We start from the raw sequence: 13,035 nt of genomic DNA, 5'->3' as shown, positions 1-13,035 counted from the left end.
GTATACAAAAAAGGCTGGCCATGATGACCAACCTTTTGAACCAAAAGTGAGAAGTGTTAATTCTTCTCTTTCACTGAGGCTTAAAGCGCAGAGATCGTTGTCTTCTGCTCTTCTAGCTTAGCTAGTGTCTCTTTGTAGCCTTCAAGCTTCTCACGCTCTTTAGCAACAACTGCTTCAGGTGCTTTCGCTACGAAGCCTTCGTTACCTAGTTTGCCTTCGATACGCTTGATTTCGCCGTGAGTCTTCTTGATTTCGCCATCTAGACGAGCAAGCTCAGCATCTTTGTCGATCAGACCTGCCATTGGGATCATCAGCTCAGACTTACCAACCAGTGCTGTCGCACATGCAGGAGTTTGTTCGCCAGCTTCAAGCACGCGTACTGCTTCTAGCTTCGCTAGTGACATCAGTACTTGCTTGCTTGCTTCTAGACGAGAGGCATCTTCTGCATTTGCTGCTTTCAGCATAACGTCAAGCGGCTTACCAGGGTTGATGTCGTATTCAGCACGTAGGTTACGGATGCTGGTAATGAACGCCTTCACCCATTCGATATCATCTAGCGCTTCTTGGTTGAAGTTTGCTTCGTCGAATTGAGGCAGTGCTTGAAGCATGATTGTCTCACCTTCTACACCTTCAACTAGTGGCTTGATGCTTTGCCAGATAGTTTCAGTGATGTAAGGAATCACAGGATGAGCCAGACGTAGAGTCTTCTCAAGTACCGTGATTAGTGTACGGCGAGTACCACGCTGTTGCGCTTCAGTACCTTTCCATAGAACGGGTTTAGTTAGCTCTAGGTACCAGTCACAGAATTGGTTCCAGATGAATTCGTAAAGCGTGTTCGCAGCCATATCTAGACGGAAGTTGTCGATATGGTTGTTGAACGCTTTCGCTGCAAGTTCAAACTGAGACTCGATCCATTTGTCTGCTAGTGAGTATTCAATCTCACCACCGTTGAAGCCACAATCTTGCTCTTCTGTGTTCATCATTACGTAACGGCTTGCGTTCCATAGTTTGTTACAGAAGTTACGGTAACCCTCAAGACGCTTCATATCCCAGTTGATATCACGACCTGTTGATGCCATTGCTGCAAGAGTGAAACGTAGTGCGTCTGTACCGTATGCTTCGATACCGTTTTCAAACGTCTTACGAGTGTTCTTCTCGATCTTCTTCGCTAGCTGAGGTTGCATCATGTTGCCACAACGCTTCTCTACTAGAGACTCTAGGTCGATACCATCGATCATGTCGATTGGGTCAAGTACGTTACCTTTCGACTTAGACATCTTGTCGCCGTTTTCATCACGGATTAGACCAGTAACGTAAACCGTCTTAAATGGTACTTGTGGTTTGCCGTTTTCGTCTTTCACGAAGTGCATGGTCATCATGATCATGCGCGCAACCCAGAAGAAGATGATGTCGAAACCAGTTACTAGAACGTCTGAAGGGTGGAATACTTTCAGGTCGTCAGTTTGCTCTGGCCAACCTTGAGTACCGAATGTCCATAGTGCAGAAGAGAACCACGTATCCAGTACGTCTTCGTCTTGGTGCAGTTCAATGACTGACTCTAGGTTGTTGTTCTTACGAACTTCTTCTTCAGTGCGACCTACGTAAACATTACCTTGGTTGTCGTACCAAGCTGGGATGCGGTGACCCCACCATAGCTGACGAGAGATACACCAGTCTTGAACGTCACGCATCCAAGAGAAGTACATGTTTTCGTACTGCTTAGGAACAAATTGGATGTCGCCGTTTTCTACTGCTTCAACTGCAGTTTTCGCTAGAGGCGCAGTACGTACGTACCATTGGTCAGTTAGCATTGGTTCGATAACCACGCCACCACGGTCGCCGTAAGGAACTTGTAGATCGTGATCTTTCACTTCTTCAAGTAGGCCTAGCTCGTCGAATTCAGCAACGATAGCTTTACGAGCGGCAAAACGCTCCATACCGTGGTATTTAGCTGGTAGTTCAGTGCTGTAAGCTTCGCTTGCTTCGCCGTTAGTGTTGAATACTTCTGCTGAGTCGCGGATGTTCGCGTCGAAAGTCAGAATGTTGATCATTGGTAGCTGGTGGCGCTTACCTACTTCGTAGTCGTTGAAGTCGTGCGCAGGTGTGATTTTCACACAGCCAGTACCTTTTTCCATATCTGCGTGCTCATCGCCCACGATTGGGATGCGACGATCAACGATAGGAAGGATGATTTCTTTACCGATAAGATCTTTGTAACGTGGATCTTCTGGGTTAACTGCAACACCCGTATCGCCTAGCACGGTCTCTGGACGAGTCGTTGCAACAACGATGTAGTCTTTGCCATCCGCTGTTTTAGCGCCATCTGCTAGTGGGTAGCGGAAGTGCCACATGTGGCCTTTAGTGTCTTTGTTCTCTACTTCTAGATCTGAAATCGCTGTGTGTAGCTTTGGATCCCAGTTAACTAGACGCTTACCGCGGTAGATTAGATCGTCTTCGTATAGACGTACGAACACTTCTTGAACGGCGTTAGATAGACCATCGTCCATCGTGAAGCGTTCACGATCCCAGTCTACAGATGCGCCAAGACGACGAAGCTGCTTAGTGATAGTGCCGCCAGATTCGCCTTTCCATTCCCAGATTTTGTCGATGAAAGCTTCACGACCGTAATCGTGTTTTGTTTTGCCTTCTTCTGCAGCGATCTTACGCTCAACAACCATCTGAGTTGCGATACCAGCGTGGTCAGTACCTACTTGCCAAAGGGTGTTTTTACCCTTCATACGTTCACAACGGATAAGCGTATCCATGATCGTATCTTGGAACGCGTGGCCCATGTGTAGGCTACCAGTGACGTTCGGTGGCGGGATCATGATGCTGTATGATTCTTTAGTAGTGTCACCGTGTGGCTTAAAGTAGCCTTTCTCTTCCCAAGTCTGATACAGAGCTTGTTCGATTGAAGTTGGGTTGTATGTCTTTTCCATAGCGCTCTTTTAATGGATACGTTGATGGTTGAATCTTAGTCAATCTTTATAAGTGAGGGATCTTAACAAGATCGCCTTAACTATAAGGATTGACCGTTAAGGATATTGAATTTCGATCGTTTGCAGCTGGTAACCTGCTTGACGGTAAATTTTATATCTTTCTCTTGCGAGTTGTTTAGCTTTTTCTTCGCAGGGCACGAAGTCTACCACTTGAGCAAACTTGTTCGCAAAGGTTGTCTCATTTTCCGCCAAATTAATTACCAGCTGACGGTTCCAATTAGGTTTTACACCTTCATGGCCGATTTCAATGTTGGTGGCGTATTTCGGTCCCTCGCCTACGAGGTTATGTGCCATGAACTTGTCTGCATCAATTTGCCAAAAGGCTTCAGCGAGCTGCTCGGCGTGTGGTTTGTCTTGGCAGTTTAAATACACTTTGGCGCCTTGGCGAGCAAAGTGCTGAGCCAAAAACACGATGTATTCTTCAAAGCCAGCCACCGTTGCTTGCGGGCTCTCTTCGTTAATGATGTAGAAGGTTGCAGTTTGCATCATTCTCTCACTTGCCGATGGTCTCTTCCTGAAACCATATTAAATCCGATTTTCAATCAAGAAAATCGAGGTAATAAAAAAGGGCCTTGCGGCCCTTTTAGATGTTGTTCAGAAATTACTCTTCTGTCTCTTGGCCGCTGCGGTTCAAAAGGAATTGGACAAGCATTGAGACAGGACGGCCCGTTGAGCCTTTCGCTGCGCCTGATTTCCACGCGGTACCTGCGATATCGACGTGTGCCCAGTTGTACTTCTTCGCGAACTTAGATAAGAAGCAACCCGCAGTAATTGTGCCACCAGGGCGACCACCAATGTTTGCCATATCCGCAAACGGGCTCTTCAACTGTTCGTGGTACTCGTCTGCCATTGGTAGACGCCATGCACGGTCACTCGCTTGCTCAGAAGCGTTTACTAGCTCATGAGAAAGAGGGTTGTGGTTAGAGATTACGCCGCTGATATGGTGGCCTAGTGCGATAACACAAGCACCAGTTAGCGTTGCAACGTCAACCACGCAGTCTGGTTCGAAACGCTCTACGTAAGTCAGTGCGTCACAAAGAACAAGACGGCCTTCAGCATCCGTGTTCAGAACTTCTACAGTTTGACCAGACATGGTCGTTAGGATGTCACCTGGACGGTAAGCGTTGCTGCCAGGCATGTTTTCACAGCCCGCTAGAACACCAATAACGTTGATTGGTAGGTTTAGCTTCGCTAGCGCTTTCATTGTACCGAATACCGATGCCGCACCACACATGTCGTACTTCATCTCATCCATACCTTCACCCGGCTTTAGAGAGATACCGCCTGAGTCGAAGGTTAGACCTTTACCTACGAGCACAATCGGTTTTGCATCTGAGTCAGGGTTACCTTTGTACTCGATGATAGACATCATAGATTCGTTTTTAGAACCACGGCCTACTGCTAGGTAAGAGGTCATACCCAGTTTTTCCATCTCTTGCTCACCAATAATTTTGGTGGTTACGGTTTCGTAATCGTCCGCTAGACGACGAGCTTGAGAAGCAAGGTAAGCTGGATTAGCTACGTTTGGCGGCATGTTGCCAAGGTCTTTTGAGGCTTTGACACCTGATGCGATAGCAAGACCATGAGTGATTGCTTTTTCACCCAAGTTCAATTCACGACGCGTTGGTACGTTGAAAACAAGCTTGCGCAGTGGGCGGCGAGTCTCAGGTTTCACGCTCTTGAATTGATTAAATGTGTATAGACCATCTTTAGTCGCTTCTACAGCCTGGCGCACTTTCCAGTATGTATCACGACCCTTAACATGCAGTTCAGTTAGGAAACATACCGCTTCCATTGAGCCTGTCTCGTTAAGTGTGCTGATCGTCTTTTGAATGATTTCCTTGTACTGGCGCTCGCCAAGTTCACGCTCTTTGCCGCAACCGACAAGTAAAACGCGCTCTGACAAAACACCTGGTACTTGATGCAGTAGCAGCATCTGACCAGGTTTACCCTCTAGATCACCACGGCGAAGTAGTGAACTGATGTAACCGTCACTGATTTTATCAAGTTGTTCGGCTACTGGAGAAAGGCGACGTGGTTCAAACACACCAACAACGATACATGCGCTACGTTGTTTCTCTGGACTGCCACTTTTTACACTGAACTCCATGCGTACTCCTACATCCTGAAGACAAATTGCTCTAAATGTTAGATAATGATCGCTTACTTGTTGAATTTTAGCTCCAGGCTTACATGCAGAGCTGATTAAGCGACTAACATCTAGTTTATAATTTTTAAAAAAATAAATGGTTCAACGGGAAACTATAGTGATTCGACCAAAAAAACAAGTTTTGTATAGGTAATTTCAGCGTGATTATTGTTAGATATTTGATCCGCGAAACACTCAAGAGCCAATTTGCGATTTTTTTCGTACTTTTTTTGGTGTTTGTAAGCCAGAAATTCATAAGTGTTCTTGCTGATGCTTCTGATGGGGATATTCCTGCTGGATTGATTTTCTCGATTGTTGGTTTGAACATGCCAGCAATGGGTCTGTTAATGCTGCCTTTAAGTCTGTATATCGGCATATTGATCACATTTGGTCGTCTGTATGCAGAGAGCGAAATTGTCGTAATGAACGCGACAGGTATTGGTAATAAATTCTTGGTTCAAGCGGCCTTATACCTAGCGTTGATTACTTCAGCGGTGGCGGCTTTCAATGCGTTGTGGCTATCGCCGTGGTCTCAAGACCGCGTTGAGCAGCTTTATGAGCAGGTAGCGTCAGAAAACAGCGTTGACCTACTTAAAAAAGGTCAGTTCCAAGGTACACCAGACGGTTCATCGGTTGTGTTCATCGATGACATTAAAGACAATACCTTGAGCAACGTTTTTGTTGCGCAGATGCGCCCTCGAGATTCAGTGTTACCGAGTGTGATGTTCTCATCTTCTGGTGAAGTAAAAGAGCTTTCGGACGGTCGTCAGATCATCACTATGAAAGAAGGTACGCGTTATGAAGGTGTGCCTACTCGCGTTGAATATATGATCACGAAATTCGATGAATACGAAGGTGTTATCGGCCAACGTGAGGTCAAAAAGAAAGGGCGAGACTGGGAAGCATACCCAACGGTTGACTTGATAGGTCACCCAGATCCAGAGGCGCAAGCGGAGCTACAATGGCGAATTTCGTTATTTGTGTGTATTCCACTCTTAACAATGCTCGTTATTCCTTTGTCTGCGGTGAATCCGCGTCAGGGACGGTTTGCCAAAATGGGGCCTGCGATTCTGATCTATCTAGCGTATTTCTTGGCGATCAGTGCAACCAAATCTGCATTAGAAGATGGTGACATCCCGGCTGCTATTGGTATGTGGCCAATCAATGCGATGTTGCTGATTGTTGCTATCATGGCGAATATGATGGACAGCGTTGCTGCTAGACGAATAAAAGACAAATTCCGCAAGAAGAGGCTCGCGTAAGCTGTGTTCAAAATCTTAGACCTTTACATCGGTAGAACCATCATCTCTACCACTGCCTTGGTTTTAGCGACGTTTGTTGGCTTATCGGGCATCATCAAATATGTAGAACAGCTACGTAAAGTAGGGCGAGGTGTGTACGACCTCACTCATGCGTTGTACTTTGTGTTACTCAGTGTGCCGCGTGATATCGAAATGTTCTTTCCAATGGCGGCATTACTCGGTGCCCTGATCGGCTTAGGTATGTTGGCTTCAAGCTCTGAGCTGGTGGTGATGCAAGCTGCTGGTTTCTCTAAGCTGGATATCGGGTTATCGGTACTAAAAACGGCCGTCCCGCTCATGATTGTCGTTATGGCGTTAGGTCAATGGGGCGCTCCTGAGGCCCAGAAGATGGCCCGTGACTTACGTGCGTTTGCGATATCAGGTGGTAGCATTGTGTCTGTGCGCTCAGGTGTGTGGGCTCGTGACGCAAACGACTTTATCTTTATCGGTAAAGTCGAAGACGACAAGCTTTATGCTTTAAATATGTGGCGTTTTGATGATGATAAGAATCTACAAAAAGTTATTTTCGCCGAAGAAGTCGACTACCAACAAGATAACAACTGGCTGATGCGCTACGTACAAATTACGGACATGGAAAATGAAAACGTAATTTCAAAGCAAGACATCGAACAGATGGAGTGGCACACCTCTTTGGCACCAGATAAGCTAGCTGTGGTGACCGTGAAGCCAGAAGAATTGTCACTGAGCGGTTTGTATGATTATGTGACTTACCTGAAAGCATCGGAACAAGATGCATCTCGCTATGAGTTGGCGTTTTGGCGTAAGTTGACTCAGCCGCTTTCAATTGCTGTGATGATGTTAATGGCGCTATCTTTTGTTTTCGGTCCACTCAGAAGCGTGACCATGGGGGCAAGGGTATTGTCGGGCGTGGTTGCCGGGTTTACTTTTTACATATCCAGTGAGTTCTTTGGTCCATTAAGCTTGGTGTATGGCATATCCCCAGTGTTTGGTGCTTTGGCCCCGAGTTTGGTGTTCTTAGCTATTGCGATTGCACTGCTACGAAGAAAGCTATAACTGAAGCATCATCGAATAAACCAAGTTTTACCGAACCAAATGTAAAAGGAAGGCATTACGCCTTCCTTTTTTGTGTTCCTAGACAAGTTAATTTGCCTTAGGTAATACAACAACCTCTGTTTTGGCCCAAATGTCGTGGAAACCACGTTTCTTCGGATCAATCGGCACAGTCAAATTTGCCAAGCCAAAGCCAGATGTCGAAATACGAATCAGAGCTTGAGTTACCGTAATTGGTGCTCCGTCTTTGGCATTGCGAACTCGAAGCTTCCAAGCGCGCATCCCAAGAGTTTGTCCTGCTCGCGTCCAGAAGAACACAAAGAAATATATCCACACACCCGCAAGATAAAGTGTAAATAGAGGGCTCAATACAGGGTGCTTTCCGAGCATATCTGCGGCATCTGCGTACTCGCCATAGCTCAACAATCCTGCTGCATTTAGTGCAAACAAAACGGCCATAACAATACCAGCGGCCATCATTTCAATTGCGATAATAATTAATGTGTCGTAAATCAACGCTGCAAGTCGACGAAAGAGACCAGCAGGTGGAAGAGTTGTAGACGTTGTCATTATTCCATCACTTACCTTAAAAATTGTGCGTCAGAATATAGATTCCCTCACCAAGAGAAAAGAGACCTAACGCACAGAGTCTTTAATTGTGTATAAACGAAGTGACTTTTCAGCCCTACGTTATCAGCACATGTCATGATACACGAGGCCGTGCAGCAATATGTTTCAACTGAATTCGACTCTCTTAACCATTGGCTTTTTGGTCTGTGACCAGATTAGATAGCTGAGAGAGTTGGTGTTTCTCATCTTCGGTATAATGTTGGCTTAATGAAAGCTCTAAAGCTTTTTCTGACAGCTTGATTGCTGGTGACAAAAATAACTTAGGGTGCATACTAGAGAGAGCTAGCAAGGCCTTTTGTAGGCGAATCTGTATTTGGAGTTGCGCTGCACCATCGTGTGCTATCGGCAAAAAGACATCATCAAACAAATCCTGGCAGCTCAATGCGGGCACAAATAGTCTAGGATATCGAGTTTTGGTAGGCGGCTCACTGAGTAGGTCTCCCCATAATGAAAGTGCTCGTACAGAACGCCCAAGAACGTCAATCGCGGTGCCATTATCATTTACAGCCGGAGATAGTGCTCGTGAGGCGATTTCCGCCATAACGACTAAACCAAAGCGAGGGTCCTGATCATATGAACGCTCCGTTCGAATCGTGAAGGCTGCCGTTACTTCGCTTTCGTCTGGCAATTCTCCACAAACCCAAGCCAATGGTTGACCTACGTACACAAAACTTCCCGGTTGTCGCTCAAGGTAGATGGTGCATTGGTTTGCTTCAGCAATACTATCGAGGTGATGCATATCAACATGCTGTAAGTAGCCAATTTCTTGGCTCAAAATAGGTTTACTTCCTCTGGGCTTATGCTCTGGGTGGCTCCATGGGTGAGCACCTAGCCAGCGCTCTTTGCCCCGTTTTCTTATCGCATCTAACAAGGCTTGCTCTACGTATGAAGTGGTTTCACTGACCCTTCCTAGTACGGAAAGGTGCTGAATCCAACGTAGCAGAGTGAGTATGATCATCACGATTACGGCGATAGTCACGATGAATAGATAAATTTGTGCTTGTTGATGATAGGCCCCAATACCTAGCGCGATAATTCCTACCAAACTAAATAGAAAAGAGCCAAGAAAGGTTGCTAAGGCATTTTGTGTTGTGCTGTCTTCCATCAACAGTTTTGTCGCTCGCGGCGTTACCCCTGCACTAGCGGCACTGTACGCTGAGACCATAATATTGAGAGAGAATGTAGTCACTGCAAGCATGGAGGTTGCGAGGATATTTAATATGTTGTTCAACAAATCCTTGCTGACGTTGATGGCAGGGGGCAAAGTAATGAACTGGTTTAAAACAATCGACATTAAGGCGGTAGCAACAGCTAGTAATGCGTAGAGTGACGTCCGGACCCACAGTTTTCGTGTCATCTGTTTCAGTAACCACTGCCATTTTGACCCAGTCATTCTTTGCTCCTATTCAGTTCTCACTAGAAAGTCGATAGAAAATTCAGAAAGTTATTCTTGCTTAAGCATAGGTTAAATGCCCGTCGTTCTGCTTGATATTTCATGCATCACGAAAGTAAGAAAGCTGCTTGCTTCAAAGAATGGTGCTCTTGAGGTGTGAATTACCACGATTCTGTTACCTTAATTGATAGATGAATTAAAAGTATGTGATTGAAAAGAGGTAGCGCATGATTGTAATTACAGGTGCAAGTAGCGGCTTAGGGGCGGAACTAGCAAAGCGTTATGATGCGGAAGGCAAAGAGACGTATGTAATAGGAAGAAATACAGAAAAACTATCCGCACTAGCAAAACAACTCTCTCATAACGTTGGTTATCAAGCTTGCAACCTCTCATCGCACCAAAATGTGAAACAGCTCTTTGATGGGGTGAAACAGTCCCCTGAAATGGTCATTCATAGTGCGGGAAGTGGTTATTTTGGCTTACTGGAAGAGCAGGAGCCGGAAGAGATTCAAAAGTTGATTGATAACAACCTGAATTCTGCGATTCATGTGCTAAGAGAGTTAGTAAAGCGTTACAAAGATCATCCAATAAAAGTGGTCATGATCATGTCCACAGCCGCGCAACAACCTAAAGCGCAAGAGTCTACGTATTGTGCAGTGAAATGGGCCATCAAAGGATTAATTGAGTCGGTTCGTTTGGAGCTAAAAGGAAAACCTATGAAAATCATCGCGGTTTATCCTGGTGGAATGGATACGGAATTCTGGAAAACAAGCGGCAATACGATGGACACGAGTCACTTCATGCAAGCAGAAGATGCCGCAGAGATGCTCCATAATGCGTTGTCGAGCATTGGGAATGGTTATGTTTCTGATATTACAGTGAATAGAACTTAAAAAGAGTTTCGTATACTCATTTTCATCTGGAAGAGTAGTAGAAAATGGAGCGTACGTTTCTTATGAGTACAGCTTTGTCACACTTTGTGGCGAAATTATCAGCAAACGATAGTTATTTAAGGTATTTCTGCTTGCGCAGGTCAAAAGCTTACGTATAATGCCAACCATCAAAGGGCAATAGCCCAAAGATGCCGGTGTGGTGAAATTGGTATACACGACGGATTCAAAAAAAGTTTTAAATCAAGTCGTTATACAAAAAATAAAAATTTTATCACCAAAGCATTACTAAGAAGTCGCTAATTAAAGCGGCTTTTTTTTATGTCTGTAATAAACTACCTTCATACCGAACTATGGTGCATACATGGTTCATCCCTTCTAAATTTACTCTTTTTTATTTCCCAAACAACACCAAGTAACTGCAATCTTGCGAGCCAGTATTACTAAGGGCTTCGATCGAGAAGAACCATGGTACGACCATGGTGACTTTACGGTGCTATGAGGTTTTGGCTTTGCCTTTATGGACAACTGATCGTTTTGATGGATTGTTGAAAACCGTTTTGCTATAGGCGGTTTCTAAGTGTGTAGTAAGTGCGTTGGGGATATATGGATGTAGCTATTTATTAACAAGTACAAAGCTAATTGAGTCTCGACGTTAATACTCATCGCTTGCAGCCAACCAAAAATGATTACCGCTGTTGGCAATCATTTTCAGTGAATGATTATTATTCAGATTGCTTTGGCTAGCTATTTGGAAGTATCAGTTACTCATATATTGCCGAATAGTTAATAATCTCTGTCGTATCGTTCATAGTCTTGTTTGGCTGAGTCGTATTCACGTTGGTTTGAGGCTCTCTTCATCCTTTCATAAGCACCCTCACGTTGTAATGTACGTATATTTCTATCCACCTCCCTCGTAGTTTCGTCGGGTCCACTAACTATCGACTTAAGCATGATCCACAACATCATTGGAAAGAACATTATGCCAGCAATAACAGCTTGCAATAGAATATTACCGATATACAACCCTGTCTCGGCGATGACACTAGGTTCTTTTCTATCGTTTTTATTTTTAGCATTTGTTTTAGGAGGCGGTGTATACGGCTTAGTTTCTACCTTTGTTTTAGGAGGCGGTGTATACGGCTTAGTTTCTACCTTCTGGTTCGATTTTTCTTGGGAGGTATCCAATATATCATTAGTTTCCCAGATGAAATCACACCACTCTGTAACCTGTTTCTTTTTCTCCTTCCAGCTATCTATTTTAAGTGCTCTTAAGACTCTTACATAACTGTCAATAGCGGTTTTATTTTCACTATATGTATTAAAGATTTCAGTTACACACCCACGTTGCCCCATTAAGAAGCTTTCCATATCACTTATGTAGGGAAGTAATGATTTTTCATAATCTTCTTGGCTTATCTGTAGGCGTAATTTTAGGGCGATCTTTTCTTCGTGTAGTCTTACGATATCTTCAAATCTCATATAGTTTTCCTTGGTTTTAGCTGAGAGATTTAATGTTGTAGATAATAAGCATCCATTTTGTACTGTGGTTTTATACGCTGTTCTCTTTGTATTTTTAACTTTTTGCGTGGGTGTGTTTGATTAAAAATTATAGCCTAGCTTAGACATTGAGTGATTTTCATGTGCCTTGAAAATGCATAAATCTATAAAATTAAAAGTAAATAATATACTATTTATCAACCTAAAATTAAAAAATTAATAAAGATAGTGTTGGTAAATGTTTGAACCTTTAATGGATGAAGAAACTGTTCATGTTGCGATTGCGTCGTCTGAGGTTGTCCACTGTTTGAAAACATATGGAGAAGTGGCAATTGACGATTTAACGGCGCAATATATAACCGAGAAAACATTAGATTTACTATTAGTTGGTAGTGTTAGTGAAACACAAATTCGGAAAATAAGACCTTGGTGTGAATCTAGCTGTTGTGATGTAGTGTTCGTCGATAGCCTTTCAAAAGATGATAAGGTTGTTAATAATGTTATGAGAAACATAGCAAAGAAGCTTACTGTACGACAGATGCCGAATAATATCGATATTAGTGACATTCGGAAGATCAGTAACCAGTCAAGTCACGTACTTGCTTTTAATAGTTATCAAGAGTTGTATCATTTCCTTGACACTCAAAAACTGCATAATCTAAATGGGTTGATTTACTTAGCTCATGGTGGTGACTTATCAAATTACGAGGCTAACAATCGGCACCTTGGTGACTTTATTTCTCCTCAGACATACTTTATTTCTAGTTTCTTATCAGGTGGATTAGGTGAATGTACGGTAATTGTAAGTATCACTTATAGTGATTAGGTACAAGGTGTTAGCGAACTAGCTTACCGACCTCATTAAAGTGTAATAAATGGTAGTATTTTCCATCGCTACTACTAACCATCAGTGTGTGAATATCGCCGTTCTAAGCTCGTTCGGTGACGACTAGAGTACCTTTTGGCGGTAATTGTACGGGATTAGTGTCTCGACTCTCGGTGTGCTCTGAACTATATGCTTGCGGTTGAGTTTCTATGCGAGAGATAGGGACTCGCTTTGCTTCTGGTGTCTGTGATTTGGTGATTGTGCGAATGTTGCGAAATGAACTGAGAGCTAGGGTTGGGATAGGATCTTGATATT

General features: G+C 44.0%; 10 protein-coding genes. 4 read left to right on the top strand and 6 right to left on the bottom strand.

Annotated elements, in window-relative coordinates:
• Positions 1 to 80 precede the first annotated feature (80 nt).
• From R7E38_RS17445 to pepA, 3 genes are all read right to left on the bottom strand, one after another.
• Positions 81 to 2,939, bottom strand: coding sequence for a valine--tRNA ligase (locus R7E38_RS17445; RefSeq protein ID WP_226084025.1), 2,859 nt, complete (start codon positions 2,937 to 2,939; stop codon positions 81 to 83).
• Between the two features lie 96 nt (positions 2,940 to 3,035).
• On the bottom strand, positions 3,036 to 3,485 hold the full coding sequence (locus tag R7E38_RS17440; RefSeq protein WP_005432852.1) for a DNA polymerase III subunit chi: 450 nt from the start codon (positions 3,483 to 3,485) through the stop codon (positions 3,036 to 3,038).
• Positions 3,486 to 3,600: 115 nt separating this feature from the next.
• On the bottom strand, positions 3,601 to 5,109 hold the full coding sequence (gene pepA / locus R7E38_RS17435) for a leucyl aminopeptidase (protein ID WP_005381073.1): 1,509 nt from the start codon (positions 5,107 to 5,109) through the stop codon (positions 3,601 to 3,603).
• Positions 5,110 to 5,309: 200 nt separating this feature from the next.
• On the opposite strand from pepA, the gene lptF reads away from it, so the two are divergent.
• The gene (lptF, locus tag R7E38_RS17430) at positions 5,310 to 6,410 is read left to right on the top strand and encodes an LPS export ABC transporter permease LptF (protein WP_005381072.1); all 1,101 of its coding nucleotides are present in this window, start codon (positions 5,310 to 5,312) and stop codon (positions 6,408 to 6,410) included.
• Positions 6,411 to 6,413: 3 nt separating this feature from the next.
• The gene (gene lptG, locus R7E38_RS17425) at positions 6,414 to 7,484 is read left to right on the top strand and encodes an LPS export ABC transporter permease LptG (protein WP_005381071.1); all 1,071 of its coding nucleotides are present in this window, start codon (positions 6,414 to 6,416) and stop codon (positions 7,482 to 7,484) included.
• A gap of 87 nt (positions 7,485 to 7,571) precedes the next feature.
• On the opposite strand, the gene R7E38_RS17420 is transcribed toward lptG, so the two are convergent.
• Together R7E38_RS17420 and R7E38_RS17415 are read right to left on the bottom strand one after the other, a co-directional pair.
• The gene (locus R7E38_RS17420; protein WP_086047050.1) at positions 7,572 to 8,051 is read right to left on the bottom strand and encodes an RDD family protein; all 480 of its coding nucleotides are present in this window, start codon (positions 8,049 to 8,051) and stop codon (positions 7,572 to 7,574) included.
• 184 nt (positions 8,052 to 8,235) lie between these two features.
• Positions 8,236 to 9,504 carry a DUF2254 domain-containing protein gene (locus R7E38_RS17415; protein WP_005385537.1) on the bottom strand — a complete coding sequence of 423 codons (1,269 nt, stop codon included), beginning with the start codon at positions 9,502 to 9,504 and terminating at the stop codon, positions 8,236 to 8,238.
• A 227-nt stretch (positions 9,505 to 9,731) separates the two neighbouring features.
• Here R7E38_RS17415 and R7E38_RS17410 point away from each other — a divergent pair, with 227 nt between their 5' ends.
• The gene (locus tag R7E38_RS17410) at positions 9,732 to 10,397 is read left to right on the top strand and encodes an SDR family NAD(P)-dependent oxidoreductase (RefSeq protein WP_053350617.1); all 666 of its coding nucleotides are present in this window, start codon (positions 9,732 to 9,734) and stop codon (positions 10,395 to 10,397) included.
• A 783-nt stretch (positions 10,398 to 11,180) separates the two neighbouring features.
• On the opposite strand, the gene R7E38_RS17405 is transcribed toward R7E38_RS17410, so the two are convergent.
• Entirely contained in the window at positions 11,181 to 11,876 is a 696-nt protein-coding gene (locus R7E38_RS17405) for a hypothetical protein (protein WP_318081936.1), read from the bottom strand.
• Between the two features lie 256 nt (positions 11,877 to 12,132).
• Here R7E38_RS17405 and R7E38_RS17400 point away from each other — a divergent pair, with 256 nt between their 5' ends.
• Entirely contained in the window at positions 12,133 to 12,720 is a 588-nt protein-coding gene (locus R7E38_RS17400; RefSeq protein ID WP_226084027.1) for a hypothetical protein, read from the top strand.
• Positions 12,721 to 13,035 lie beyond the last annotated feature (315 nt).

It is taken from the genome of Vibrio sp. Vb2131, from assembly GCF_033338535.1.
Taxonomy (GTDB): domain Bacteria; phylum Pseudomonadota; class Gammaproteobacteria; order Enterobacterales; family Vibrionaceae; genus Vibrio; species Vibrio alginolyticus.
The sequence above is the reverse complement of the archived record's forward strand: the minus strand, read 5'-3'. Positions and strand labels throughout refer to the sequence as shown.

Coding starts and splice junctions, on each gene's coding strand:
- R7E38_RS17420 (WP_086047050.1), bottom strand. CDS start 8,051: ATGACAACGTCTACAACTCTTCCACCTGCTGGTCTCTTTCGTCGACTT.
- R7E38_RS17410 (WP_053350617.1), top strand. CDS start 9,732: ATGATTGTAATTACAGGTGCAAGTAGCGGCTTAGGGGCGGAACTAGCA.
- R7E38_RS17445 (WP_226084025.1), bottom strand. CDS start 2,939: ATGGAAAAGACATACAACCCAACTTCAATCGAACAAGCTCTGTATCAG.
- R7E38_RS17400 (WP_226084027.1), top strand. CDS start 12,133: ATGTTTGAACCTTTAATGGATGAAGAAACTGTTCATGTTGCGATTGCG.
- R7E38_RS17415 (WP_005385537.1), bottom strand. CDS start 9,504: ATGACTGGGTCAAAATGGCAGTGGTTACTGAAACAGATGACACGAAAA.
- R7E38_RS17405 (WP_318081936.1), bottom strand. CDS start 11,876: ATGAGATTTGAAGATATCGTAAGACTACACGAAGAAAAGATCGCCCTA.
- R7E38_RS17440 (WP_005432852.1), bottom strand. CDS start 3,485: ATGCAAACTGCAACCTTCTACATCATTAACGAAGAGAGCCCGCAAGCA.
- pepA (WP_005381073.1), bottom strand. CDS start 5,109: ATGGAGTTCAGTGTAAAAAGTGGCAGTCCAGAGAAACAACGTAGCGCA.